This is a genomic window from Mesorhizobium sp. B2-8-3, assembly GCF_006440815.1.
Classification (GTDB): domain Bacteria; phylum Pseudomonadota; class Alphaproteobacteria; order Rhizobiales; family Rhizobiaceae; genus Mesorhizobium.
Genome location: NZ_VFTW01000010.1, coordinates 64,325 through 90,329 on the forward strand (window position 1 = coordinate 64,325; position 26,005 = coordinate 90,329).

23 protein-coding genes, 1 pseudogene and 1 riboswitch are annotated in these 26,005 nt (G+C 63.7%); of the genes and pseudogenes, 15 read left to right on the forward strand and 9 right to left on the reverse strand.

What is annotated here, in order from left to right; all coding sequences use genetic code 11:
• Nucleotides 1-69 precede the first annotated feature (69 nt).
• A riboswitch (cobalamin riboswitch) is annotated at nucleotides 70-277 on the forward strand.
• A gap of 195 nt (nucleotides 278-472) precedes the next feature.
• From FJ418_RS16860 to FJ418_RS16875, 4 genes are all read left to right on the forward strand, one after another.
• Nucleotides 473-856, forward strand: a complete 384-nt coding sequence (locus tag FJ418_RS16860) for a DUF1636 family protein (protein WP_181166967.1) — start codon at nucleotides 473-475, stop codon at nucleotides 854-856.
• Entirely contained in the window at nucleotides 853-1,641 is a 789-nt protein-coding gene (locus FJ418_RS16865; RefSeq protein WP_140641092.1) for an ABC transporter ATP-binding protein, read from the forward strand. Before FJ418_RS16860 ends, FJ418_RS16865 begins: the two co-directional genes overlap by 4 nt.
• 32 nt (nucleotides 1,642-1,673) lie before the next feature.
• On the forward strand, nucleotides 1,674-2,621 hold the full coding sequence (locus FJ418_RS16870; RefSeq protein WP_140641094.1) for an ABC transporter substrate-binding protein: 948 nt from the start codon (nucleotides 1,674-1,676) through the stop codon (nucleotides 2,619-2,621).
• A gap of 395 nt (nucleotides 2,622-3,016) precedes the next feature.
• Nucleotides 3,017-4,003 (forward strand): iron ABC transporter permease, encoded by a 987-nt coding sequence (locus FJ418_RS16875; protein WP_140867599.1) that lies wholly within the window; start codon nucleotides 3,017-3,019, stop codon nucleotides 4,001-4,003.
• A gap of 7 nt (nucleotides 4,004-4,010) precedes the next feature.
• Here FJ418_RS16875 and FJ418_RS16880 read toward each other — a convergent pair.
• Nucleotides 4,011-4,188: pseudogene (locus FJ418_RS16880) on the reverse strand (phosphatidate cytidylyltransferase); the annotation flags it as partial.
• Nucleotides 4,189-4,320: 132 nt separating this feature from the next.
• Here FJ418_RS16880 and FJ418_RS16885 point away from each other — a divergent pair.
• The 3 genes from FJ418_RS16885 to FJ418_RS16895 all read left to right on the forward strand — a co-directional run bounded on the left by FJ418_RS16885 (nucleotide 4,321) and on the right by FJ418_RS16895 (nucleotide 8,041).
• Nucleotides 4,321-4,800, forward strand: a complete 480-nt coding sequence (locus tag FJ418_RS16885; RefSeq protein ID WP_140656956.1) for a MarR family transcriptional regulator — start codon at nucleotides 4,321-4,323, stop codon at nucleotides 4,798-4,800.
• Nucleotides 4,797-6,095: an HlyD family secretion protein gene (locus tag FJ418_RS16890; RefSeq protein ID WP_140867415.1), complete on the forward strand. Its 1,299-nt coding sequence runs from the start codon at nucleotides 4,797-4,799 to the stop codon at nucleotides 6,093-6,095. The genes FJ418_RS16885 and FJ418_RS16890 overlap by 4 nt, the downstream gene beginning before the upstream one ends.
• Before the next feature lie 413 nt (nucleotides 6,096-6,508).
• Nucleotides 6,509-8,041 (forward strand): DHA2 family efflux MFS transporter permease subunit, encoded by a 1,533-nt coding sequence (locus FJ418_RS16895; protein WP_140855430.1) that lies wholly within the window; start codon nucleotides 6,509-6,511, stop codon nucleotides 8,039-8,041.
• Between the two features lie 30 nt (nucleotides 8,042-8,071).
• Here FJ418_RS16895 and FJ418_RS16900 read toward each other — a convergent pair whose 3' ends face one another.
• Entirely contained in the window at nucleotides 8,072-8,578 is a 507-nt protein-coding gene (locus FJ418_RS16900; protein WP_140867417.1) for a CAP domain-containing protein, read from the reverse strand.
• Between the two features lie 223 nt (nucleotides 8,579-8,801).
• Here FJ418_RS16900 and FJ418_RS16905 point away from each other — a divergent pair, with 223 nt between their 5' ends.
• Nucleotides 8,802-9,626: a DUF2189 domain-containing protein gene (locus FJ418_RS16905; protein ID WP_140656965.1), complete on the forward strand. Its 825-nt coding sequence runs from the start codon at nucleotides 8,802-8,804 to the stop codon at nucleotides 9,624-9,626.
• A gap of 25 nt (nucleotides 9,627-9,651) precedes the next feature.
• On the opposite strand, the gene FJ418_RS16910 is transcribed toward FJ418_RS16905, so the two are convergent.
• The 3 genes from FJ418_RS16910 to FJ418_RS16920 form a co-directional block, all read right to left on the reverse strand.
• Complete coding sequence (locus FJ418_RS16910) at nucleotides 9,652-10,284, reverse strand: LysE family translocator (RefSeq protein ID WP_140867420.1); 633 nt, start codon at nucleotides 10,282-10,284, stop codon at nucleotides 9,652-9,654.
• A gap of 87 nt (nucleotides 10,285-10,371) precedes the next feature.
• Nucleotides 10,372-12,345, reverse strand: a complete 1,974-nt coding sequence (locus tag FJ418_RS16915; protein WP_181166968.1) for a pilus assembly protein — start codon at nucleotides 12,343-12,345, stop codon at nucleotides 10,372-10,374.
• A gap of 198 nt (nucleotides 12,346-12,543) precedes the next feature.
• Entirely contained in the window at nucleotides 12,544-14,484 is a 1,941-nt protein-coding gene (locus FJ418_RS16920; RefSeq protein WP_140867426.1) for a pilus assembly protein, read from the reverse strand.
• A 305-nt stretch (nucleotides 14,485-14,789) separates the two neighbouring features.
• Between FJ418_RS16920 and FJ418_RS16925 the strand changes: the two genes are divergently transcribed.
• The 3 genes from FJ418_RS16925 to FJ418_RS16935 all read left to right on the forward strand — a co-directional run bounded on the left by FJ418_RS16925 (nucleotide 14,790) and on the right by FJ418_RS16935 (nucleotide 17,206).
• Nucleotides 14,790-15,650, forward strand: coding sequence for a TIGR01459 family HAD-type hydrolase (locus FJ418_RS16925; protein ID WP_140867429.1), 861 nt, complete (start codon nucleotides 14,790-14,792; stop codon nucleotides 15,648-15,650).
• 32 nt (nucleotides 15,651-15,682) lie between these two features.
• Nucleotides 15,683-16,666 (forward strand): bifunctional riboflavin kinase/FAD synthetase, encoded by a 984-nt coding sequence (locus FJ418_RS16930; protein ID WP_140867431.1) that lies wholly within the window; start codon nucleotides 15,683-15,685, stop codon nucleotides 16,664-16,666.
• Nucleotides 16,667-16,879: 213 nt separating this feature from the next.
• The gene (locus FJ418_RS16935) at nucleotides 16,880-17,206 is read left to right on the forward strand and encodes a hypothetical protein (RefSeq protein WP_140641115.1); all 327 of its coding nucleotides are present in this window, start codon (nucleotides 16,880-16,882) and stop codon (nucleotides 17,204-17,206) included.
• 7 nt (nucleotides 17,207-17,213) lie between these two features.
• Here FJ418_RS16935 and FJ418_RS16940 read toward each other — a convergent pair whose 3' ends face one another.
• The 4 genes from FJ418_RS16940 to FJ418_RS16955 all read right to left on the reverse strand — a co-directional run bounded on the left by FJ418_RS16940 (nucleotide 17,214) and on the right by FJ418_RS16955 (nucleotide 21,471).
• On the reverse strand, nucleotides 17,214-17,768 hold the full coding sequence (locus tag FJ418_RS16940) for an HdeD family acid-resistance protein (RefSeq protein ID WP_140641117.1): 555 nt from the start codon (nucleotides 17,766-17,768) through the stop codon (nucleotides 17,214-17,216).
• Nucleotides 17,769-18,060: 292 nt separating this feature from the next.
• The gene (locus FJ418_RS16945) at nucleotides 18,061-19,491 is read right to left on the reverse strand and encodes a glycosyltransferase family 1 protein (RefSeq protein ID WP_140867434.1); all 1,431 of its coding nucleotides are present in this window, start codon (nucleotides 19,489-19,491) and stop codon (nucleotides 18,061-18,063) included.
• Between the two features lie 10 nt (nucleotides 19,492-19,501).
• A complete protein-coding gene (locus tag FJ418_RS16950) occupies nucleotides 19,502-20,458 on the reverse strand; it encodes a glycosyltransferase (RefSeq protein ID WP_246683080.1) in 957 nt (318 codons plus the stop codon).
• A gap of 119 nt (nucleotides 20,459-20,577) precedes the next feature.
• Nucleotides 20,578-21,471, reverse strand: coding sequence for a hypothetical protein (locus tag FJ418_RS16955; RefSeq protein WP_140867440.1), 894 nt, complete (start codon nucleotides 21,469-21,471; stop codon nucleotides 20,578-20,580).
• Nucleotides 21,472-21,780: 309 nt separating this feature from the next.
• Here FJ418_RS16955 and FJ418_RS16960 point away from each other — a divergent pair, with 309 nt between their 5' ends.
• The 4 genes from FJ418_RS16960 (at nucleotide 21,781) to FJ418_RS16975 (ending at nucleotide 25,838) form a co-directional block, all read left to right on the forward strand.
• Nucleotides 21,781-22,863 (forward strand): glycosyltransferase family 4 protein, encoded by a 1,083-nt coding sequence (locus FJ418_RS16960; protein ID WP_246683083.1) that lies wholly within the window; start codon nucleotides 21,781-21,783, stop codon nucleotides 22,861-22,863.
• Nucleotides 22,864-23,125: 262 nt separating this feature from the next.
• A complete protein-coding gene (locus FJ418_RS16965; protein ID WP_140867445.1) occupies nucleotides 23,126-24,676 on the forward strand; it encodes an acid phosphatase in 1,551 nt (516 codons plus the stop codon).
• Nucleotides 24,677-24,699: 23 nt separating this feature from the next.
• Nucleotides 24,700-24,912 (forward strand): hypothetical protein, encoded by a 213-nt coding sequence (locus FJ418_RS16970; RefSeq protein ID WP_140704281.1) that lies wholly within the window; start codon nucleotides 24,700-24,702, stop codon nucleotides 24,910-24,912.
• 128 nt (nucleotides 24,913-25,040) lie between these two features.
• Nucleotides 25,041-25,838, forward strand: coding sequence for a MipA/OmpV family protein (locus FJ418_RS16975; protein ID WP_140867447.1), 798 nt, complete (start codon nucleotides 25,041-25,043; stop codon nucleotides 25,836-25,838).
• Nucleotides 25,839-26,005 lie beyond the last annotated feature (167 nt).

A 26,005-nucleotide genomic window follows, 5' to 3' on the forward strand; every position in this document is an offset into this window, starting at 1 on the left:
TCTCCAGGCAGGTCGCTTCACGCGGTGATGAACGCGCGCAGAAGCCGTTGCGACTCGCGCGCGGACAACCTACGATGGCTGCGTCATGGTCCCCGAGCCGCAAGGCGAGGGGTGAAAAAGGGAACACGGTGAGATCCGGTCTGGATCGAACCCGTGGCTGCCCCCGCAACTGTGAGCGGCGAGCTCCATCCGAAACGCCACTGGCCGGCAAGGCTGGGAAGGCGGATGGCGCAACGACCCGCGAGCCAGGAGACCTGCCATCGACATGAGTTGACCGGACGGGGTGTGCCGGGAGGAGACGCGAGCACCGGTCTTGTCGGCCGGCTCGTCCAGCATCCTTCCGTCGCCATTTTGGAAAGTGACGGAAATGTTGGACGCCTCGAGAGCAATTTCAGGAAAAGTGTGTAGCGGTTTTCCGTCTGGAATTGTGTCAAAACAAAGAGATAGAGCGGTTCGCCGTTTCCGTGAAACGGTGAAACGCTCGAGCCATCGCATCATCGTCTGTTCTTTGTGCCGCGATACCGTGACTGGGCTGAGGTCCGGCGAGGGTTTGTGCGCCGACCTGCGCTCCAGGCTTTCCTTGCAGCCGGCGCCTTCCTTTGCCATCGAGACCATCGACTGCATGGCGGGTTGCGCGCGGCCGCTCACCGTGGCCTTCATGGCGCAAGGCAAAGCCACCTATCTCTTCGGTTCCATCGACAGGGGCACCGACGCCGGCGCGCTGGTCGAATTTGCCAGGCTCTATGCCTCGCTGCCCGACGGTTGGTGCAATTCCGGCCAGCGCCCGGCAAGGCTCGCCGGCAAGATACTGGCGCGCATCCCCGCCGCGGGTAAGGCCAGGGAGCAAGTCCGGTGAGCGTGCCCCTGCTTGAAGCCCGCGATCTGGGCGCCACGGCAAACGGCCGGACGCTGGTCGAGGATGTCAGCCTGTCGCTGGCGGCGGGTGAGCGCCTCGCCATCATCGGCCCGAACGGCGCCGGCAAGACGACCCTGCTGCGCATGTTGTGCGGGGCGTTGTCGCCGAGCCACGGCGAGGTTCGCCTGGCCGGCCGCCGGCTGGACAGGATCACCGCCGCCGAGCGGGCGCTCAGCATCGCCGTGGTCGGCCAGACGGACCAGCCGGATCCACGGCTGGCGCTCATCGACTATGTCGAGCTTGGCCGCGTCCCGCATGCCGGCCTGAGGCGCCGGCACGACGACCGCGACATCGTCGTCGAAGCACTGCGCCGGACCGGGCTCTTGCCACTGCTCGCGCGCAGCATCGGCTCGCTCTCCGGCGGCGAGCGCCAGCGCGCGCAGCTCGCCCGTGCCATCGCGCAAGAGCCGAAGATCCTGTTCCTCGACGAGCCGACCAACCACCTTGACCCGCGCGCCCGCGCAGAACTGCTCGAACTGGTGGCCGAATTCAGCATGACCGTGGTCGCCGTGCTGCACGATCTCGCCTTGGTGGCGCCCTTCGCCACCAACGTCGCGGTGATGAGCAACGCCCGGCTGCACGCGCTGGCACCGCCGCGCGAGGCGCTGGCGCAGCCGCATATCCGCGAGGTTTTCGGCATCGACGTGCTGCGCCTGCGGCACCCGACCGAGGACCGCGAGCTCACCGTCTTCGAGCTGCCCACGCGCGCTTCCTCGCCATCCTGAACCTGCCCAACCCAAACAAGGAGCACCATCCCGTGAAACGCCTCGCTTTGTCGTTTGCCTTCTCGCTTCTCGCCTCGGCCGCCTTCGCCTTCCCGGTCACCGTCGACAGCTGCGGCAAGGCGCTCACTTTCGATGCACCGCCAAAACGCGCCGTCATCCAGGACCTCAACATGGCCGAGATGGCCTTCGCGCTGAAGCTGCAGCCGTCGATCGTCGGGCTTACCGGCATCACCGGCTGGTACAAGGTCGGCCCCGAGTTCAAGGCGGAGCAAGGCTCCATCCCGGAGCTGGCGCCAAAATATCCGACGCTGGAAAACCTCGTCGCCGTGCAGCCGGATTTCTTCTTCGCCGGCTGGTATTACGGCATGAAGCCGGGCGGCGAGGTCACGCCCGACACGCTCGCCCCGCACGGCATCAAGACGCTGGTGCTGACCGAAAGCTGCGTCCATCTCGACAAGAACCGGCCCGTCGCCTCGATGGACTTGCTCTATGGCGACGTCGAGAAGCTCGGCAAGATCTTCGGCAAGGAGACGGAGGCCGAAAAGCTGGTCGCCGGCTGGAAGGCCGAGCTTGCCGATATCACCGCCAAGGTCGGCGACCGCAAGGGCACGCGCGTGTTCCTCTACGATTCCGGCGAGGACAAGCCCTTCACCGCCGGCAAGTTCGCCATTCCCAACGCCATGATCGCAGCCGCCGGCGGCGAAAACATCATGGCCGACATGGAGACGAGCTGGGGCAACACCGACTGGGAGACGGTCGCCTCGCGCAATCCGCAGTTCCTTATCCTGCTCGATTACCAGGATGGCGGCGGCTACAGGAAGCTGCTCGATTTCCTTAAAGTCCATCCGGCCATGAAGGAGACCGACGCTGTCAGGAACGAGCGCTTCGTCGCGCTGCGCTACGCCGAGCTGACGCCCGGACCCGCCAATATCGAGGCGATCGGCGAGATCGCCAGGGCCATGCATCCGGAAGCGTTTTAGGCCTGGAGTTCTGATGGGATGGGGATGGCTTCATTGACGGATCGCCTGCCTGTGAATCGCCCGCCTTGGAGATTGGCCAAAACACTCGCGACTTCGTCATCCACGGGCGGAGCAAGGAGCGAAGCGACGCGGCGCAGACCCGAGGATCCATTCCGTCACGCCGAGGCGTCGCCGCTGCTCAGAATTCCGCACCGTGGCATTTCTCGTGCCAGGCCACGCCATGAATTCCAGGGTCTGCGCGACGGCGCTTCGCGCCTGCTTCGCCCTGGAATGATGGGTGGACGGCTCCTTGCGGCATCGACGAAGTCGCGGATGCCTCGGCTGATCCCGGACGCCGGCATCGCGGCGCCAGGTCCCACGCCGTGAATCTGCGCCGCCGATCGTTCGCTTTGGCCATGATGCTTGGCGCGGCGCTGCTGGTCGCGCTCGGGCTGCTTTCGATCGCCTATGGCTCAACGCTGATACCTCTGCGCCAGGTCGTCGGCGCGCTGGCGCATGCGGCCGGACTGGGCAGCCAGAGCCCATCCGGCCCGGTCGGCAGCATCGTCGTCGACCTGAGGCTGCCGCGCACGTTGCTGGCGATCGCCGTCGGAGCAGGCCTTGGCGTGGTCGGCGCGCTGCTACAGACGGTCACTCGCAACGACCTCGCCGATCCGTTTCTGTTTGGTCTCTCCTCGGGCGCGGCGGCCGGCGCGGTCTCCGTCATCACCCTATTCGGCGACACGTTCGGCGTCTGGACGCTGCCGCTTGCCGCCTTCACCGGCGGCGTGCTGGCGGCGGCAATCGTGCTTCTGCTGGTGTCGCGGGTGAAGGGGCAGGGGCCTGAGCGGCTGATCCTGGCCGGCCTCGCCGTCTCATTTCTGTTCACTGCCTTGACCAACTATCTCGTGTTCGCCGGTGACCAGCGCGCCGCCCATTCGGTGTTGTTCTGGACCATGGGCGGGCTCGGTCTTGCCCGCTGGGACAATATCGGCCTGGCGGCGCTTGGCGCCGGCATCATCCTCGCCTATGGCCTGCGGAACCACCGCCGCTTTGATGCTTTCCTCGCCGGCGAAAGCGCCGCCGAGAGCCTTGGCGTGCCGGTGGCGAGGATGCGCCGCGCGACATTCCTCGTCGCCGCCCTGGCGACCGCCATTCTCGTTGCCGTGGCCGGCGTCATCGGCTTCGTCGGCCTGATGATCCCGCATCTCAGCCGGCCGCTCTCCGGCCCCTTGCATCGCAACCTGGTCATCGCCTGCGCGCTGTTCGGCGCCATCCTGCTGTTGGCCAGCGATCTGCTGGCCCGCACGCTTTTGCCGCCGCAGGAACTGCCGATCGGCATCATCACCAGTTCGCTCGGCGCGTTCTTCGTCGTCACGTTGCTGATGCGTAACCGGCTCTGACCGGTAATTAGACCGTCCAGAAATAGCGCACGATGTGGAACAAGACCGGCGCAGCGAAGACCAGGCTGTCGGTGCGGTCGAGCATGCCGCCATGAACCTTCGATCAGGTAGCCCCGGTCCTTGACGCCCTGGTCGCGCTTGATCGCCGAGGCGACGAGTCCGCCGAGAAATCCCATCGTGCAGGCGACGAAGGCATCGGAGCTATCTTCACCGGACACTAACCATCGACGCATCGGGTGCCTGATATCTCGATTTGCCGGCTATCTGGCGCAAAGCATCCACTTGAATAGTAAGCACGCTTATTATATGTATCGCTCATGGTTTCAGATGGTATCGACAGATTGGGATTTTTGATCCACGACGTGCAGCGCCTGATGCGCAAGCGTTTCGAGGTGCGTGCCAGTGGGTTGGGTCTTTCCTCGGCGCAATGGCGGCTGATGGTGCGCGTTGCCAAGGAAGAAGGCATCACCCAGGCGCGGCTGGCTGAGCTGCTCGAAATCGAGCCGATCAGCGTCTCGCGCCTCGTCGATCGCATGGAGGAGGGCGGCTGGATCGAGCGCCGCCAGGATGCGACCGACCGGCGCGTGCGCATGATCTTCCCGACCGAGAAGGCGAGCGCCGCTTACGCCGATGTCAAAAGCCTTGCCGGCGAGGTCTATGAGGAGTCGTTGACCGGTGTTTCGCCTCAAGAGCGGCGCATCCTGGTCCGGGTGTTGGACACGATCGTGCAGAACCTGACGGATGGCGAGGCATCGTCCCTCGAAAAGATAAAGAGCAGGGAAGGGGCGGCGGCATGAGCGCGGTAGCCAAGCGGGAAGACGACAACGTCACGAAACTGAGTGCGCCAGCACAGCCGGTCGCCAATGCGCCGGCACAGCCGGTCGCCAATGCGTCGGCGCAGCCGGTCGCCAATGCGCCGGCACAGCCGGTCGCCAATGCGTCGGCGCAGCCGGTCGCCGAGGCCCCCGTACAGCCGGCTGCCGCTCCGGTCGCGGTCGCGCCTGCGCCGCAGCCGGCTCCGGCCGCGCCGAAGAAGAAGCGCCGTCTCGGCCGCTTCCTGTTGATGGTCGCCTTGCCGCTGGCCCTGCTCGTCGGCGGCGCGTATGTCTGGGTAACGGGCGGCCGCTATCAGGAAACCGAGAACGCCAATCTGCAGCAGGCCAGGATTTCGGTCGCCTCTGACACGGCCGGCCGCATCGTCCAGGTTGGTATCGCCGATAACCAACTGGTCAAGCAGGGCGACCTTCTCTTCGTCATCGATCCCGAGCCTTACAGGATCGCGCTCGCCCAGGCCGATGCGGCGGTCGCCGCCGCGCGCCTCAATGTCGAGCAGTTGCGCGCCGCTTACAGCCAGGCAACGGCGCAGGAAAAATCCGCCTCCAGCGAAGTCGACTATGCGCAGTCGCAATATGGCCGCGCCGCCGATCTCGCGCAGAAGGGCATCAACGCCAAGTCCTCGCTCGACCAGGCCCGCAACGACCTCGACAAGGCCAAGCAGCAGTTGGCTGTCGCGCAGCAGGGCATCGTCAGCGCCAAGGCGGCTCTCGGCGGCAATCCGGATATCGAGACCGACAAGCATCCGACCGTGATGGCGGCCTTGGCCGCGCGCGACAAGGCCGCCTACGATCTGGCGCAGACAACCGTGAAGGCGCCGGCCGACGGCGTCATCTACCAGGCCGCCTCCTTCAAGGTCGGCCAGTATGTGTCCGTCGGCACGCCGCTGTTCGCGCTGGTCGAGACCGGCGACACCTGGATCGACGCCAATTTCAAGGAGACCCAACTCACCAACATGAAGCCGGGCCAGAAGGCCGAGATCGTCGTCGACACCTATCCGGGCCGCACCTTCGAGGCGATCGTCAAGGCGATCGGCGCCGGCACGGGCGCGGAGTTCTCGCTGCTGCCCGCGCAAAACGCCACCGGCAACTGGGTCAAGGTCACGCAGCGCATTCCCGTACGCCTGGAACTGACCGATCCCGATGCCAAGATGGCGCTGCGCACCGGCATGAGCGCCACCGTCACCGTCGACACCGGCGTGGCGCGCGGCCTGCCGTCGATCTTCGGCCACGCCGCGGCAGGGGAGCACGCGCAGTAACGACAGCGAGGCCCGTCGCGACGCGGCGCGGGCATTGAGGGGATTGGTCTGATGGGAGGAGTGACAAGGATCAGCGAGGCAAGCCGCATGGCGGCTGGTCCGAAAGCTGGGGCCTCGTCGCAGACCCGTCGGTCCTCAGGTTTCCGGGCGGTAGGCATCCGCTCCAACAGAGACTTTCGGTCGATGTAACCCCCACATCGATAGTCGCGTCCCACCGCGATGAAGGTCTCTCAACGGAAGGCTTTGCCGCCCGGAAACCTAGAGCCGGATGATTTCAGGTCTGTTAGGCCTGAAATCTGAATCCGCCTCTAAATCAAAGAGATAGAGCATGATGTCGTCCGAAGGCCGCTTCACACTTTTCGGCATCATGCTCTAGTGTACACGGTTTTGTTACCTGCTGGAAGTTCAGCATCATGAGCACGCCCGAAGCCTTCAAGGAAGTGCCGCATCGCGGACTGATCACGGTCGCGCTGATGCTGGCGACGATCATGCAGGCGCTCGACACCACGATCGCCAATGTCGCGCTGCCGACCATGACCGGCGACCTCGGCGCGTCGCCCGACAACATCAACTGGGTGCTGACCTCCTATATCGTGGCCGCGGCAATCATGACGCCGGTCACCGGCTGGCTTGCCGACCGGCTTGGCCGCAAGGAGCTGTTCCTCGCCTCCGTTGTCGGCTTCACCATCTTCTCCATGCTCTGCGGCCTTGCCTGGAGTCTCGAGACGATGGTGCTCTTCCGGCTGCTGCAGGGCGTGTTCGGCGCGGCTATCGTGCCGCTGTCGCAGACCTTCCTGCTCGACATCAACCCGAAGGAGCGCCATGGCCAGGCGATGGCGATCTGGGGCGCCGGCATCATGCTTGGGCCGATCCTGGGGCCGACGCTCGGCGGCTGGCTGACGGAAAACTTCAATTGGCGCTGGGTGTTCTTCATCAACCTGCCGGTCGGCATCCTCGCCTTCCTCGGCATGGCCGCCTATCTGCCCGTCGTCGCCAAGCGCATGCGCGGCTTCGACTTCTTCGGCTTCGCCATGCTGTCGATCGGCGTCGGCGCGCTGCAGCTTCTGCTCGACCGCGGCGGCGAGGTCGACTGGTTCAACTCGGCCGAGATCTGGATCGAGCTCGCTCTGTCGCTCACCGGCTTCTGGGTGTTCATCATCCACACGGTGACATCAGAGCATCCCTTCATCGATCCAAAAATCTTTCTCGACCGCAATTTCGTGACCGGGCTGGGCTTCATCTTCGTCATGGGCGTGCTGATCCTGGCCTCGATGTCGCTGTTGCCGCCGATGCTGGCAAACATCTTCGGCTACCCGACCGTGACCATCGGCGTCGTGCTGGGTCCGCGCGGCATCGGCACGATGATTTCGATGCTGGTCGTCGGCCGCATCATGCACAGGATCGATGCCAGGGTCCTCGTCGCCATCGGCTTCCTGCTCACCGCGCAGTCGCTCTATACGATGGCGAGCTTCACGCCGCAGATGGACAATTGGCTGATCATCTCTTCGGGCGTCGTCCAGGGTCTCGGCATGGGCATGGTGTTCGTGCCGCTGTCGACGGTCGCCTTCGCCACGCTCGACGCGCGCTACCGCACCGACGCCACCTCGCTGTTCAGCCTGGTGCGCAATCTGGGCTCGTCCATCGGCGTATCGGTGGTCGCGGCGCTGATGGTGCGCAACACCCAGATCAACCACACCGAGCTTTCGGCCTTCATCAACCCGTACAACCCGAACCTGTGGGCCGCGTCTCCGGCGGCGGCCGCCGGCGATCCCGCAGCGCTTTCGCAGGTCGACCGTGCGGTGAATGTCCAGGCGATGATGATTTCCTACATCAACGACTTCAAGATCCTGATGGTGATGACGCTGGCCGCGATTCCATTCGTCGTTCTGCTGCGCAAGCCCAGGGCCGCGCCCGTAGGCGGGGCGCCAGCGGCGCATATGGATTGATAAAGTCGCTGATCTAAGCCGGCCGCCTTTTCAACGGCCCAGCACCAACGCCCAATAGCGCAACGCCGGATCTCGGCCGTCGCGCACGTAAGCCAGCCCGAAACGGCTGAAGTCCGTATCGAGCATGTTGCGGCGGTGGCCGGCCGAATGCATCCAGATGTCGAACAGCTTCTCAAGGTCGAAACGGCCCTCGGCGATGTTTTCGGCGGCGGCGCCACGCACGCCATTGTCCTTCATGCGCGAGGCGAAATCCTTGCCCCAGCCGGTGGTGTGGCTCATGCGCTCGCGCGAGGCCATATAGCCGGCCTGCTGCAATGCCGCCTGTTCGAGCTGCGTGTCAGGGGCCAGCGCCGGCAGCCCTGCCGAGGCGCGAAGACCGGCCAGTGTCGCCGTGGCGGACGAAGAGACGCCGGCGCCTTCGCCAGTCGGCACCGTGACGGTGCTGCAGGCGGCGATGCCGGCAAGCGCCGCAAGGCCGGCGGCTGCGAGCAGCGTGCGGCGGTTGAGATTGGGGAAGGCTGTGATCGAGGTGCTCATCCGGCCTCTGATACCGGCGATCGTGGCTTTTGCCGGGCAGGCGATGAAAATCGCATGAGGCGGCGACTTTTCCCGGAAGATCGATTATGATGCGGTCGTTCTTGAAGTGGCAGCCACGGGCGGTCACCGCAGGCGGTGACCGACCCGCGCTGATCTGGCGCATGATTGCTTGGCGAGAACCTCCTGGTTTTCGGGCTCATGCACTGACAAACGGAGGACGGTTATGGCCGGTTTTCATGTCATGACGGACGCGCGCGGGATGCATGTGCAGCCCACGGTGCGCCACATCTCCACCTCGGACCTCTGGGATGCGCTGAAGCTCGGCGCCGAGGATTTCTGGGCCAAGCCGTCGCACTATGTGTTCCTGTGCCTGATCTATCCGATCGTCGGCCTGATCCTGACGCGGTGGAGCTCCGGCTCCAACGCCATTCAGCTCGTCTATCCGCTGATGTCGGGCTTCGCGCTGATCGGGCCCTTCGCGGCCATCGGCCTCTATGAGATCAGCCGCCGGCGCGAGCTTGGCATGAGCAGCCGCTGGCATCATGCGCTCGACGTGCGCCATTCGCCGGCGCTGCCCTCGATCGCGGTCATCGGTATCCTGCTCTTCGCGCTGTTCCTTTTGTGGCTGTTCGCCGCGCAGTCGCTCTATACCGGCCTGTTCGGCGCCGAGCCGCCCGCCTCGGTCGGCGCCTTTGTGCGCGACGTGCTGACGACCGGCAAGGGCTGGACGCTGATCCTCGTCGGCAACGCCGTCGGTTTCGTTTTCGCCGTCGTCGTTTTGGCCACCACCGTCATTGCCTTTCCGCTGTTGCTCGACCGCGATGTCGGCGCCGTCTCGGCGATCGAAACCTCGGCCCGCGCCGTCATGGCCAATCCTCTGACGATGGCGCTTTGGGGGCTTACGGTCGCCGTGCTGCTGGTGGTCGGCTCGATCCCGCTGTTTGCCGGGCTTGCCGTCGTCATGCCGATCCTCGGCCACGCGACCTGGCATCTCTACCGCAAGGTGGTCGAGCCGGAGCAGATCCGGCCTGTACGCCGGCCGATGTAGACGGCTGCGTTCTTGGAGGTGACGGCTATCTTTGCGCCTCGGTCGCCATCTTCAGGGCCAGCGCCGTCAGCACCGTGCCCATCATCCAGCGCTGGACGACCAGCCAGAACGGCCGTCCGGCGAGGAAATTCGCGATCGAGCCGGCCGTCACGGCGATGATGGCGTTAACGGTGAGGCTGATCGAAATCTGCGTCACGCCGAGCACCAGAAGCTGCGACAGGACATGGCCCTTTGCCGGATTGATGAACTGCGGCAGCAACGACAGATAGAGCACCGCCACCTTCGGATTGAGCAGGTTGGTCATCAGCCCCATCACGAGAAGCTTGCGCGGCCTGTCCCTCGGCAACTCGCGGACCTGAAAGGGCGAGCGCCCGCCGGGCTTCAGCGCCTGCCAGGCGAGCCACAACAGATAGAGCGCGCCGGCGAAGCGAAGCGCGTCGTAGGCATAAGGCACGGCGAAGATGAGCGCGGTGATGCCGAAGGCCGCCGACACCACGTAGAACAGGAAGCCCAGCGCCACCCCGCCGAGCGAGATCAGCCCGGCTTTCGGCCCTTGCGACAGCGAGCGCGAGATCAGGTAGATCATGTTCGGCCCCGGCGTGAGCACCATGCCGAGGCAGATCAGCGCGAAAGTGAGATGGTTGGCGGCGTCGGGCATCGATGGCTCCGGAAGTGCCCGAGATGTGCGCCGCTTCGCGGGAACTCGCAAGGGGTTGGCGGCTGGTACCCGTTGCGCCAGTGCGCCTTATCCGACCACGCGCAGGTTCGACAACTCGTTGGCAATCTCCTTGAAGTTGTCGGAGAGCGTTGCGCCGGTCGCGTTCCAGAACAGCTTGGCCGGTTTGCTGGGGTCGGTCGGATCCTTGCGGAAGCGGGAATCGGAAGAGCAGGCCTTCAGCGCGGCCATCGCCTTCTGGTCGCTTGAACTGGTCGACGACATGTCGAGCGCCACCGTCATCACCATGATCTTGGCCGCCTTGGCGTTGTCGCACAGCTTCGCCATCTGCTCGTTCATCGCCGCGGTGTAGTTGCTCGACGAGTAGTTGAACTGGCCGATGGCGCTCGACGTGCCGCCGAACAGGCGGGTGACCGAGGTGCCGTTATAGCCGACGCCGGTATAGCCGTAGGCGGCATAGGTCGATTTGTTGCCGGCCGGGTCGGAATTGACCGTCGAATAGGTGTTCTCGCCGTCGGTGAGAACGATGACGACTTTGTCGTTGCCGCGCTCGGATTCCGGACGGCCTTCGGTAAATGGTTCGGCGCTCGATACGCTGCGCCAGCCCCAGGCCGTGCCTTCGGGCACATTGGTGTTGCCGTTGGGTTGCATCAGGTCGATCGCCGCCTTGATGGCCGCAAGCCCGTCCGCATTGGTGACGTCAGTGAGCGGCGTGATCGGCGTGGTGGTGCAGCTGTAATTCGGGCCGGCGCCCTTCGACAGCACCGGCGCATCGATCGGCCGAGGCATGAAATACTTGGCCATGTTGGATTGGCGGGTCTTGCCGGTGGTGCTCGACGGATCGTCGTTCCACCAACTGTTGGCGGCGCCGTAGGTGACTGGGTTCGGCTCATCCGGATCCTGGGTCACCCTCCACTGGTTGCCTGGCTCGTCGGGCGCGAACATCGGCACGAACATGGTCGCCGGATCGCCGACGCCGATGCCGGTGTTGTTGGGCCCGCCCGAGGCCGGCGTGTCGTCGACATTGTAGGGATAGGGGCGCACTTCCACGCAACCCTGCCAACTGGCGAACGGGCCATAGGTGTCGTTGTAGTCGTATTCGTTGTGGCTGCGCTTGCAGGTGTTGTCGGAGCGGTACTGGTCGCATACGACGCGTTTGCTGCCGACGATGCGCTCGTGGCTGGTCACCACCTGCATGTCGCGATAGAGCGAGAAGCGGCTCAGCACCTGGTTTTCGGTTTCCCCCCAGCCGGTGCCTTTCTTGTACCATATGCCGCTGATCTTCTGGGCGTATTTGTCGGGCGCGTTCAGCGTCGACCAGTCGAAATTCTCATTCGCTATCGGTGACAGCCCATAGACGTCCATCCACGGGGCGTTGTCGTTGTCCGGCCCAACATTGACCGATGCCGCGAACGGCACGAGGCTGAACTGGACCGGCTTGTCGATCTGCTTGATCTGCGATGCCTGCTGCGCCAGCGTGTCGACAAGCTGCTTGGCGGCCTGCTTGAGCAGGTCGATGCGCTTCTGTCCTGTGCCTGTGCCAGGCGTTGTCATGGAGCCCGAATTGTCGAGCACCATCGCCACTTCCAGCGTGTTCTTCAGCCGCACCTGAGAGTCCATGTCGAGGTTGATCGACTTGTTCGCATCGGCCGTGGATGCGCCGACAAGCAGCGAGGAGGACGGATAAAAATAAGGGTGGTAGTTCAGCGTCGCGCTCATCGTGAGCAGGCCGCCGCCGGCCTGGCTGGTGGGCAACGTGATGTCGAGCGAGATGTTGGCGGGGTCGATGTTGTTGAGGTTGGCGTTGAAGAAGTCGACCGCGTAGGCTCTGATCTGATCGTCCGTGGCGCCTTCGGCAAGCCGCCGCGCCGCGGCGAAATTGGCGGCGTCGAGCGCGTTCAACACCATCTGCTTCTGGCGGTTGAGCTCGCTGAAGTCGACCGCCATCGCCACCGCCCCCATCAGCGGCACCATGGCGATTGCCGTCATGAGCGCATAGTTTCCGCGCCGGTCGCGGCAGAAGTGACGCCAGAATTCACGCATTTCAGGTAAGCGGCCCCCGCGCCGACGGATTTTCTGTCGGGCCACACTTCCACAAAACGCTGAAGGACCGGTTTGGCAAACCGCTCGATTGCTTAACGGCGGCTTCACCAACCGCTAACCAAACCAATTCTACGGCATGGCCCACGATGAAAAACGCCCGTCTCGCGGCGGGCGTCCTCGATCGTTTGTCCGAGCAGATCAGCTGACGATGCGCAGGTTCGACAGCTCGTTGCCGATCGCCTTGAAGTCGTCCGACAGCGTGGCGCCGGTCGAGTTCCAGAACAGCTTCGCCGGCTTGGTCGAGTCGGTCGGATCCTTCCTGAAACGCGAGTCCGACGAGCAGGTCTTCAAGGCTGTCATCTGCGCCGCCTCGGCCGTGTTGCTGGAGTCGAGGTCGAGCGCGATGGTCATGACGATGATGTTAGCGGCCTTGGCGTTGTCGCACAGCGTGGCAAGATGCTCGCTCATCGCCTTGGTGTAGTTGGCGTTCGAATAATCGGTCTTGCTGACATTGGTGCTGGTGCCGAGGAACGGCCGGCCATAGGTGTAGGTGCTTCCGAACGGCTTCGTCTGGCTGCTCGAGCCGTTGCCATAGGCAAGGTATCCAAGGGACGAATAGATCGCCTTGTTGCCGGAGAGATCGTTGCCGCCCTGGTTCCAGTTCGATCCTGAATAGCTTTGCGCGGTCACCGACGTCGGCGTGTAATAGGTATTGGCGCCGTCGGTGAGCACGATCAGCACCTTGTCATTGCCTTTTTCGGTCTCGGCGCGTCCCTCGGTGAAGGGCGCGGTGCTCGACAGCGTACGCCAGCCCCACGCCATGCCTTCCGGGACATTGGTGGCGCCGACGTCGACCATGGCGTCGATCGCATTTTTGACCGTCGTGGCGCCGCCAGAGGTCGAGACATCGGTCAGCGGCGTGATCGCCGTCGTGCTGCAACTGGTGTTGGGGCCGGCATTGCTGCCGTAGGCCGGGGTGACCTTGGTGCCGTAGTTGAAATATTTCGGCATGTATTTCTGGCGCGTCGGGTTGTCGGTGCTCGGCGTGACGTCGAGGTGCCAGTTGTTGTTTGCCGGCCGGGAGTTGCTGTCGGTATTGTCGGTTTCGTCAGGCGCGAACATCGGCACGAACAGTGTCGCCGGCGTCGAGGTCGAGGCGGCCGTATCCTGGATGTTATAAGGATAGGGACGGGACTCGACGCATCCGCCCCAAGTCGCTATCGGGGCGTAGGTTATGTTGGACGTGCAAACGTTGTTCCAGTCTTTGGTGCACGCCGAAATCCGCTGCATCCATTTGTAAAGCGAGAAACGCGTCAGCGGCTTGTCTTTCTGGGAGGCGTCCCAATCGGTGCCGCGCGCATACCAGATGCTGCCGACCTTCTCGACATATCTCTGTGGCCAGGGCGAATTCGCCTGGGTCATCGTCGTCCAGTCGAAATTTTCGTGCTGGATGGGCGAGATGCCGTCCTGGTCCATCCAGGCCGCCGACGCGTTCGCCGAGCCGATATTGACCGAGGCAGCGAACGGAACCAGGCTGAACTGAACCGGCTTGGAAACCTGCTTCATCAGTTGCGCCTGGCCGGCAAGTTGGTCGACAAGCTGCTTGGCGGCGCTCTTCAAAAGGTCGAACCGCACCTGGCTCGAGCCGTGGCCGAACTCGGTCATCGAGCCCGAATTGTCGAGCACCAGCGACACTTCCAACGTGTTCTTGAGTCGGATTTCAGACCGCGCCGATAAGTTGATAGTGGTCTGGCCGGGTGTTCCGCCGAGCAGCGCGACCGCGGCCGGCAGGAAGTAGGGCTGGTACTTCAGGCCGGCTTCGAGCACCAGCGTGCCGCCGCCGGCATTGTTGTTCGGCAATGTGACCGTCAGCGTTGTGTTCGCCGGAAGAACGTGCCTGAGATTGGCCTCGAAGAAGGTTTTAGCATATGCCTTGGCGTCCGTGTCGCTGGCCCCGCCGACGATCTGCTGTGCCGTCGCGATGCCGGCGGCATCCAGCGCATTGAGCGTCTCCTGCCGTTCCCGCACCAATTCGGTGTAGTCTATGGCAACCGCGACGCCGCCCATCAGTGGTATCATCGTGATGGCCGTTATCAAGGCGTAGTTTCCCCGCCTGTCGTGAAAAAAATCGCGGATCATTGTGCTTACCCCCGCCAAAGATCCATGTTGGAGTACGACCATGGTCGCAGTTGGTTTGGTACTATGGTCATAAATCGTTAAATTTCAGCTTTCGCGAAACTGTCAAGAACGCGGCGCCTCTTTGACTGCGCGTTAACCCTGTGCAACCGGCGGTCCGCCCATGGCGGATACCTGTTGCCCCGTCTGCGCTTGACGGAAGGACAGGTCGGGAAAGCTGGTGACAGGATGAGGCGCTTCGGCTATGCGGGGCGGACCGCGGCGGCCTTCAGCGCGATGCGGTTCATGATCGAAATCAGGGACACGGCATGGCGGATTCGCCTGACATCATCGCTTCGCTCGACGATCTGGTGGGGCGCTACGCCGCCATACTGTGCGACGTATGGGGCGTCGTGCACAACGGCGAATGGCATTTTCCGGCCGCTGCCGCCGCACTTGCAAGGGCGCGCGCGGCCGATGTGCCTGTCGTGCTCATCACCAATTCGCCGCGTCGCAGCGCCGACGTCGTCGCCCAGATGAAGGTGATCGGCGTCCCTGGCGATGCCTGCGACCGGGTCGTCACGTCCGGCGACGTGACCCGCGACCTGATCGCCGATGGCCCGAGGAAGATCTTTCATATCGGCCCCGAGCGCGATTTCACGCTCTATGACGGGCTCGATGTCGATCTGGTCGAGGAATTCGAGGCCTCGGGTATTGTCTGCACGGGCCTCTATGACGACGAGGTCGAGAAGCCTGCCGACTATGCCGAACTGCTGCAGCGGCTGCGTGCCCGCAATCTGCCGTTCATTTGCGCCAATCCGGATATCCTGGTGGAGCGCGGCGAGCGCACCATCTGGTGCGCCGGCGCGCTCGCGCGGGATTACGCGCAGTTGGGCGGGCGCACGCTGATCGCAGGCAAGCCCTTCGCGCCGATCTACGATGTCGCCATGAAGGAGGTCGCTGGCCTTCTTGGCCGCGCCGTCGAGCGCGGCGAGGTTCTCGCCATCGGCGACGGCATGATGACGGATGTCAAGGGCGCGGCCGACAACGGTTTCGACGTGCTCTATGTCTCGGGCGGCATCCACGCTCGCGACTATGGCGATCCGCTCCGCCCCGACCCCGAAAGGCTGGCGGGCTTTCTCGAAAAGCACGGCTACCGGCCGGTCGCCGTCATTCCGCGTCTGCAATAGGTTGGTGGTCTGGCCATGACGGACGCCTCGATATGAAGCAAGCTTTCGAACGTCTTTCCGCGGTCGCGCCGCTGCCCGCGCATCTGCGCGGCGGCGTCGTGGCGATCGGTAATTTCGACGGTGTCCACCGCGGCCACCAGTCCGTCCTGGAGCGCGCGCTGACCGAAGCCCGCCGCAACGGCGTGCCCGCTTTGGTGCTCACTTTCGAGCCGCATCCGCGCAAGATCTTCCGGCCACAGGTGCCGCTCTTCGTGCTGACGCCGCCACCGATGAAGGCGCGGCTGCTTGCCGGGCTTGGCTTTGCGGCCTTGGTCGAGCAGCCGTTCACGCGCGATTTCGCCTCGCTGTCACCCGAGGCTTTCGTGACCGACGTGCTGGAGAAGAACCTCGGCATCCGCCACGCCATCACCGGTTTCGACTTTCATTTCGGCAAGGACCGCCAGGGTGGCCCGGCCTTTCTGATGGCTGCCGGAGAACGGCATGGCTTCGGCGTGACGCTGGTCGATGCCTTCCGCGATGAGGGCGCGGAGGTGGTTTCATCGAGTCGCATCCGGGGACTGCTCGCCGAAGGTAAGGTGGAGGAGGCTGCCGGCCTGCTCGGCTACCGTTTCACCGTCGAAGCCGAGGTGATCGGCGGCCAGCAGCTTGGCCGCACCCTCGGCTTCCCGACCGCCAATATGCGGCTTTCGCCGGAAGCGGCCTTGAAGGAAGGGATTTATGCCGTCCGCTTCCGTCGCGCCGACGGCACGCTCCATGATGGCGTCGCCAGCTTCGGCCGGCGTCCCACCGTCGACGACAATGGCGCGCCGCTGCTCGAAACCTACGTCTTCGATTTTTCCGGGGATCTCTATGGCCAGACCTGCCAGGTGTCGTTCTTCGGCTTCCTGCGGGCGGAGCTCAAATTCGACGGCCTCGATGCGCTGGTGGCGCAGATGAAAAAGGACGAGGCCGAGGCGCGAGCGCTGCTGGCGGGCGTGCGCCCGCTCTCGCAACTGGACGCCGAGATCGCGTTCTAATTTAGTGCGTTTCACGGAAACGGCGAACCGCCCTATCTCCTTGTTTTGACGCAATTCCGGACGGAAGGCCACGGCGAAGTCGCGGAGCCCAACCGCTGCACACTTTTCCTGGAATTGCTCGGATCGTCTTCAGTCTGCCGCTCGATCAAAGGCTGACTCGCATGGGTGAAGCATTTCACCGACCGCGGGCGCTTGATTGCGCAGAAAGCGCTAATGAAGATAGACCTGATGGTGTGGGCCGTTGTCCTGCCCTGCGCGGCGCTGTTCATCCTCTGCGACGGACTTAGCGCGCATTGGGGCAAGACCGGCAGCGGCCGCAGCCTGGCCATCGTCATGCTGCTGTCGCCGGTATCCTACTTCATGTTTGCCTTCATCAACACGCGACTGAATCTTGCCGTTACCGGCGCTCTGGTCAATACGATTGTGGTGGCCGGCGCCGTTCTGGTCGGCGCGGTCGTCTTCAAGGAGGACGTTTCGAAAGCCCAATATCTCGGCATTGCGCTGGCACTTGCCGCCGTCACGCTTCTCAACGCCGACTGACGTAAGTCTACCGCTTCAGCGCCAGGCCGATGGCGATGAAGCTCCATCCCTGGAAGACCAGGTCGATCGCCAGGAAGATGCCAAGCACCCAAAGGCTGTTCACTGGCCAGCCCATGGCGATCATCAGGCCGAGCAGAATGGTGATGATGCCGGCCGCGAGCAGCCATCCCCAGCCTTGCTGCGGCCGGTGATTGAAGGCCACCCAGGACCGCAGAAGCCCCGACGCGACAAGCGCGATGGCCAACAGCAGCGTCAGCACCGCCGAGGCGAGCAACGGGTTGTCGAAGGCGAAGAAGCCGGCGACGGCATAGAGCAGGCCGCTCAGCAGCCAGTAGAAGAAACGTCCCCAGGTCTTGACCCCGAAGGCGTGGATGATCTCGATGACACCTGCCATCAGCATCAGCCAGCCGACGACATAGACCGAGGCGACGGTGGCGATGAACAGATTGCCGAAGGCGATGCCGCCGAAGATCAGCAGCAACACGCCGAGCGCCACGAACCATCCCCATTTGTCCCGCGTCTGGCCGATCGCGTCCTTGAGAGCGTCGCTTGGCAGAGTCATGGCTTCATCTCCCTCGAAATTCACCACCGGTCGTGCGGCGAAAGGAAGCTAAACCCAATGGCATTGTCCGTCCAGCAACACGGGCCCAGCCTGCGGGCGGCCGGCTGTTCCATGACCTTCCACCACGATCGAGAATCGCGACGATTTGATAGCCACCGGGCGGTCGGCGCGAGAGCATGCGCTTTCCTTCAAGCGCCGAGGTGAGCTCGGCCGCTACATCGTCGACGAAACCCTGAGCCGGTTCCGGAATACCGGACAGGCAAGCCGCGTATCCCGGCAACCATAAAGGCGGCTATGGTCGCGACGGCCGGCCTTCGTCCGGGAACGGCGCAAGCGTCGCCTCCAGTGTCTCCCGGCCGGCCTGCTCCCAGCCTCGCGCCACGAATTCTCTGGCCTTCGCTTCGTATGGAGCACGGGCCGCGGGCGAGGTGATCCACTCCCGCATGGCGTTTTCCCATCCTTCGACGTCGAGCGGATCAAGGCAGAGTCCCGACGAGCCGACAACTTCGGCGATGGCTCCGCCCGTGGAGGCGATCAGCGCCTTCCCATAGGCCAGCGCCTCGACGGGCGGCAGCCCATATCCTTCATAGAGCGACGGATACACGCAGAACGCACTGTTGCGGTAAAGGCGGGACAACGTTGCGTCGTCGACGTTGTCGAGATGGACAAGGCTCCTGCCGTAGTCGGGATGGCTGTGAAGCTTCGCCAGGATCCCGTCGACCATCCAGCCGCTGCGGCCGACGAAAACCAGCTTCATGCCGCTGCGCGCAACCGTTCCGTCCAGGACGATGCGCCTCCAGACATCCATGAGCAGCGAATGGTTCTTGCGTGGCTCGATGGTGGAAACGAACAGGATATAGCGATCGGTCTCGATCCCGTCCGGCAGGCCGCCGTCCGCCTTCGATTCGCGGGCGCTGTCGCAGCCGAGAGGGACTTGTTTCAGCTCCGGCAGATGGACGCCGAGCTTGGCGGCGTAGTCCTCGACGTCAGTGGTGACGCACCTCGACGTCAGGATGAAGCGGTCTGCCAGCCCGAACGCTAGGTTCACGTAGTCGGTGAATCTCTTGACGTCGTGCGGCTTGTACCATTCGGGAAACTGGATTGGAATGATGTCGTTCAAGAGCACGATCAGCTTTGCGCCGGCCAAGCGCGCCTCGCGCGAAATGACCTCGATATCGGTATGCGCCCAGTCGTTGTTCATCAACAGCAGATGGTCGCCGGGCGAAAGATCGTATTTGTCGCCGGCCACAGTCCTGAGCGGGACGATACGAGCGCGTGAACGGTCCTCGCGAGCGACCTGCCGCTGCTCGGTTTCCTTCATCAGCCGGTTTTCGATCCGCTCGAGGAAACGAAGAAAAGGGCTGCCGGGATGGCGCCGGCCGAACGCGCCAATTTCCGTTATCAGCATCCGGCGCGGTCTTATGATCGTCATCAGCAACCGCCGCGCCCATTTCGGCCAGCGATCGTAGAACCTTATCTTGATGCGGGCCGGGTCCGGGTAAAAGCTCATGTCGCATGAAATGTCGCCCGCGATGATTTCCGCTGCCATACCAGGCGAAACCTGTCTAAGGACCCGCTCGATCGGGTCGAACACGGTGAACGCCACATCGGAAGCCTTGAATGCGGCCGCCGCGGCCGCGTAGTGGCGTTGCACGCGGACCAGGCCGACCGGAGGGCCGAGCCAACGCACCATGCTCGAGAGATCGACGACGAGACGCATCATTCGGGCCGCATCAGTTGAGCCGCATTCTTGCGGGACGCGCGATCATCCTGCGCCAGGCCAGTCGAGGTCCCAGCGCGAGCGTCCTGAAGGAGGGCGCGCCGACAGCCGCGAGGAACAGCAGCTTTAGAGTGAGGGTGAGGGGTATGTCCGCGGTTCGCAGCAGCAACTCGATGTCGCGTCTTTCCTGGCTGGAGATGCCGACCCCCGTGGCGGCGCGCGACGCCAGAAAGCTTGCGATGGCCTGCGCGGCTTGGCCGTTCGCGTCGAACGGCTCGGCGCGATGGCGACGCAGCAGCGCCGACTGCCTGGCCAATGCCGCGGCAGCCTTTTGCTGATCTTCCTTCATGCGCGATACCTGTCCCGGATGCGATCTCAGCTTCACGAGCCGCGCATCCATGTTGGCCAGTTTTCCCGTTTCGGAAAGCCGCAGCCATAGATCGTAGTCTTCCGCATGGGTGAATGCGCGGCGGTAGCCTCCCGCGCGCCGGACGGCCTCGGTCCGAAACATCACTGTCGGATGAAGCATGGGATTGTATCTGGCAAGCGCTTCGCGCAACGGGTCGCCGCCGGCGGGGACGTCAAGCGGCCTCAACGGATTTCCGTCCCGGTCGATCTGCAACCCCGCCGTACCGAGCAGCTGCAGGTCGGCATCCGCGTCGAAACACGCCGCTTGCAGGCGCAACCTGCCGGGCAGCGAGACATCGTCACAATCCATGCGCGCCACAAGAGGGGCCTGCGCGAGCGAAAGCCCCATGTTCAGCGCATCGACGATCCCCTTGCCGCGGTTGGCGACAAGCCTGACGCGGCTGTCGCGGTCGCCGATCGACGTCGCGATCGCGGCGCTGTCGTCGCGAGATCCATCGTCGACGACGATGACTTCGATATCCGCCAGATCCTGGTCCAGGATGCTTTGCAGGGCCTCGCCGACATATTGCGCGCCGTCTCGCACCGGAATGATCACACTCACTGTCGGCAATGGAACTTTCCTTGCGATAATCGGTCGTGACCGAATGGCCGTTGAATTGTCGAATGTCGGCGGCCTGGTTTCAAAATTCCAATTCCAAAGTTTCGTCGGTCTGTCGACTGTCAATCTCTTTGTCCGGCCGATCCGAGTGCGATCTCAAGCGCGGGAGCGAGCAGTCGCAGGACCGCCTCGCGCTTTTTCGCCTTCAAAGAAAGGTCGCCGTCGAGGCCGACTTCATGAAGCCAGCTTCCCCGCCATTCGCAATAGGCCTGTCTGAGCTCAATTCCCGGCAAGGCGGCGAATGCGGTTATCGGCCGTTGCGGCACCGTGTTGGGATCCGCATTCCGATAGAGCACTTCCCAATTGGCTCCGCCGGTGTCGAGGCCGGCGAACCAGTCGAGCCCGAAATCGAGAGGCTCGCGGCCGACGGCGTCGAACCGAAAGAAGCAATAGCCGGCCCACAAATACCATCGCGCGCCTGCCCAGCGCAGATCGCCGTAAAACGCCGCGTCTTCAAGAGGTTCGAAGGGGTCGCATGGCTTCGTCGGGAAAAGGTCCTGGTCGAGGAATCCGAACGCGGCCGGCGCGCCAGGCTTCAGGATGTTGTGCCACATCCAATTGAGCGCCGCGCCGTGGGACCGGCTCGGGTTCCTTACGGTCCATGGATTGGCCGGCAGCCTGACATAGGCGGCGCCGTGAGCCGCGCATACCTGCCTGTTCTTGCGCGCGGAAGCTTCGCCGACGCTGTTGTCGGCCACGATGTGGAGATCGTGGCGAACAAGTCCGCTCGTCAGCCGCAACTGCAGATCCAGGCATTGAGCATCGCCGAAGGCAACGGTCAGCAGGACATGGCGACCCCGGGCGGCCGCGCGGATGCCCTGGATGTCGCCATCCTTGGCCGGCTGGCCCAGAAACCTCCGGTCGATTTTCCGGTAACGGGCAGTTTTAACGGTGTGCAGCAGCGGCTGCAGCCTCAGCCATTGCCGCCAGTCATATTCGCGCAGGGCCCTTGGCACGGCTGTGGCGGCTTTCAGTCGAACCCGGCTTCGCAGGCGCGATCGCCCTGTGGAACTTTCATGAGCGCGCTCCGGTTGGTCTTGGCGGGAGAAAGCTAGAACGCGACAGCATCCAAGTCTCTTGATAACCGGCTATATACAGCATATTCGTGGTTTCAACACGGCCAACATTTAGGCGCCCGGCCGTGTTTGTTTGATTGGGGAAGTCTGGGGCGCACCCGGAGTCTCTCTCCGTCGATCCGACTTGGGGGATAAGGCGGCGCTCCGGAAAATGAGATGAAAATCTGCTGCGCAATCTCTGCCCTCTTCATGAATGGAGGGCTGCAAAGGGATTGTCTCAACATCAGCGACCGACTGGTCCGGCGCGGCCATAGCGTGACGATCCTGACGACCCGCCAGGTCGGTCATGTCGAGAGTTCGGCTGCGATAAAAATCCAGCCGGCACGGGTTCTCTCGAACCCTGGCACCGAATATGCGCTGGGTAGGACCGTGCTGACGGCCAGGCGGGACTTCGACTGCGTGGTCGGTTTCAACAAGATGGCGGGCCTGGATATCTACTATGCCGGCGACCCGCCCTATTTTGTGTCGAAGCTCGGGTGGTGGCGGCCGTTTTCGCCCCGCTTCATGCGCCAGCAGAAGCTCGAATCGATGATCTTTGCCCCTGGCAACGCCGTGCAGATCATTGCACTCAGCGAACACCAGGCAACGCTTTACCGCAACTTCTGGCGGACGGAGGAATCGCGCATTCACGTCGTCGGACCGACGCTCGATCCGAAACGCCGCAGACCGGAGCTGCTGGCTGTCGACCGCAATGAAATCCGCGATCGTTTTGGGCTTCCGCGCGAAACGGTCATCGCCCTGACCATCGCCAACAGATTGAAGGTGAAGGGTCTCGACCGGGCGATAAAAGCGCTTCAGCCGTTCCCGGAGATCCATTGGCTGGTCGCCGGCCTTCGAAAAAACAGCGAGGAGGAAACGCGGCTTCTCGGCCTGATTGCCAAATCCGGCATATCGAAAAGGGTCACTCTGCTGGGCATCCAGGAGGACATCCCGGCGGTCGTGGTCGCGAGCGACTTCATGCTGCACCCGGCTCGCCTGGAAAATACGGGCACGGTTATTCTCGAGGCGCTCGCAAACGGCCTGCCGGTCATCGCATCGGACGCCTGCGGATATGCAAAATATGTCGGAGCCAGCGGGGCGGGACTGGTTGTGGCCAGTCGCGACGACCCCGAAATCTGGCGGCAGGCAATCCTGAAAGCCGGCAACCCGGCGGTCCGGGACCAATGGCGCGAGGCGGCTCTTGCCTACGGCGCGTCGAACCCGCTTACCGGCGGACTGGAAGCAGCCTGCGATCTGATAGAGACGCTGCGCCGCAACCGGCGCTCCGCTTAGCGCAGCGACACCGGCGATTACAAATCGTCAAGGGCGATGCCGCTTATCGGCGGCATTGGGTGAAAAGCGACCCCCACCGGCCACGGCCGGCCGATCGCGTCCTTCATGGCATCGCTTTGGTCGACTTCCCTCCAGATGTGGCCGGCGCATCCTGTCGTGAGGGAAGGTAGTCCCAATGGCACTGCCGTCCAGAGTCGCCGCTATTGCAAAGATGTGCCGAAGCTGGTGTCATCCCGTTTTGCACCACTGGTGAGGCACGGTGATGAAGCGCTCCTTTGGGCTTACCCTGTTTTCCTCAACTCTCGCTCTGTGCGCTGCCGCTTCGGCGTCCGCTTCCGCAGCCCAGCCTGGCGATCCGCCGGCCGGCATTGCCAAGATAGAGACGGTGGTCGTCATCTTCGCGGAGAACCGCGCTTTCGACAATCTCTATGGCCATTTTCCTGGCGCTGACGGCATCGACAAGGCGAGCCAGGAAAGCCTGCAGCAGCGTGACCGTGACGGCTCCGTGCTGTCCGAACTGCCGCCGGTGTGGGACGGGCTGACCGCCAAGGGCGTCACGCCGCCGGTGACACAGGCGATGACCGAACACCTTGCGAACGCGCCGTTCACCGTGAACGACGCGAAGGGTTTCAACGTCCCGCTTACGGTCGTGACGCACGATCTCTGGCATCGCTACTACCAGAACCAGATGCAAATCGACGGCGGCAAGAACGACATGTTCGTCGCCTGGGCCGATTCGGGCGCCATGCCGATGAGCAACTGGGACGCCTCCAAGACCGACATGTGGGCGGTCGCGCAGAAATACGTGCTGGCCGACCACTTCTTCATGGGCGGGTTCGGCGGCTCATTCTTCAACCACCAATGGCTGATCTGCGCCTGCGCGCCCTACTACGCCGATGCCGACAAGAACCCTGCCAAGCCGTCGATCTCGGTGACGGACGACAGTGGCATGGCGCTGAAGGTCGCCGACAATTCACCGAAATCGGCGCGCGACGGCATCCCGAAATTCGTCTCCGACGGCAACCTGACGCCGGATTTCTACGCGGTAAACACGATGCAACCGCCTTTCCAGCCGAGCGGCAACGATCCGGCGCCTGGCGGCGATCCGCGCCTAGCGGATCCGGCCAAGCCGACGACCCTCCCACCGCAGACCGAGCCGACCATCGGCGACATGCTCAGCCTCAAGCACATAAGCTGGGCATGGTATTCAGGCGCCTGGCAGTACACCCTCGACCACGGCAACCACACGCCGATCCCGAATTTCCAGTATCACCACCAGCCGTTCAACTATTACGCCAACTTCGCGCCTGGCACCGAGGCCAGGCGCGAACATTTGCGCGACGCGGGGCTGGGAGGCGTGAGCTTCACCCAGGCGATCGACGATGGCGCCCTGCCGCAGGTTTCCTTCTATAAGCCGCAGGGCAATCTCAACGAGCATTCCGGCTATGCCGACATCCAGGCGGGCGACCGCCATATCGCCGATGTCATCGCGCATCTGGAGAAGAGCCCGCAATGGCCGCACATGCTGGTCGTCGTCACCTATGACGAGAATGGCGGCATCTGGGATCATGCCGCGCCGCCCAAGGGCGATCGCTGGGGGCCCGGCACGCGCATCCCCGCAATCATCGTTTCGCCCTTCGCCAAGCACGGCTATGTCGATCACGCGCCCTATGACACCACCTCGATCCTTCGCCTCATCACGGAGCGTTTCGAACTGCCTGTGCTGCACGGCATCGTGGTTCGCGACCGGGCCGTTGCCGCGCATGGCGAGCCACCGCTCGGTGACCTTACCGGCGGGCTCGACCTGAATTGATGGCCCGTATCCGGAGAACGAGGATGGACGCTGACAGAATTGTCGCGCTGGTCACCGCTGGCGGCATCGAGCTCACCGACCGCCGGCGTAACGCTACGGATGACGGTTGGTCGCTCAGCTTCGCCAACGGTGCTACGGTGGAAGTGGGTGACGACGGCTCCGCGCGCATTGGCGGAAAAGGCACCAAGGCCGTGGCTAGGTTGCTGGACCAGCCGGTCGCGCCGCGCGACACCTGATCTGGTGGCCGTCCTCATCCGGATGCTGCCGACCATGTTACGGATTTAAGTCAAATTTTACCGAACGCACGGCATGGCTTGAGCGCTGGCAGATGGTGCTGCCGGCGCGTTTCGCGTAAGGGGTGACGATGCGTATTGTCGGGACGATTCCGCTGGCCGTCGCCATGGGCCTGCTCAGCGCGCCTGTCGCCCGGGCGGGCGAGGGCAGCTGGATATCCGGCGACTGGTACCTGACGCTCGGCGCCACCGCGCTGGTCGCGCCGAATTTCGAGGGCGGCAAGAAATACATGCTCAGCGCCCAACCGATCGTCTCGCTCGGCAAGGTCGGTCCGGAGGCGCGCTTTACCTCGCGCAACGACAACATCTCGCTGGCGCTGATCGATGACGGTTCCGTCCGCGCCGGCTTGACCGGCAAGTTCATATTCTCGCGCGAGAGCAAGGACGAGCTCAAGGGCCTTGATCCCGTGCGCTGGGGCGGTGAGGTGGGCGGCTTCTTCGAATTCTATCCGCTGGATTGGCTAAGGGCGCGCGCCGAGCTCAGGCACGGCATCCGCTCCCATAACGGCTTCGTCGCGGACATCGCCGCGGACGCCTTCTATGACATCACGCCGACCGTGCGCATTTCCGGTGGTCCGCGCGTTTCGTTCGCATCGTCCGACTATTTCGACGCCTATTACGGCGTCAACGCCAAGGAAGCGGTCGCTTCGGGCCTGAGCGAGTACCATCCCGGCGGCGGGCTGAAGTCGACGGGGCTCGGTGGCGCGATCACCTGGAAAGTGACCGAGCCGATGACGGCGAGCGTCTTCACCGAATATTCGCGCCTGATGGGGCCGGCGGCCGATTCCAGCCTGGTCAAGGAACGCGGCGACCGCAATCAGTGGACCTTCGGTGTCTCGACCACTTACCGCTTCAATTTCACCATGTAGGCCGTGAAAGCGGCTTCATGCCTTGAAATCCGCGCTTTATTCCTGCCGCGCCATCCGCTAAAAGCCACGCCATGACGAGCTTTTCGCGCCTTTTCGCGATCGCGATACGAATTACGGGCCCGGTGTTCCGGGCGGCCTGAGCGCCGCTGGAGCCGCCGGGAGTTTTC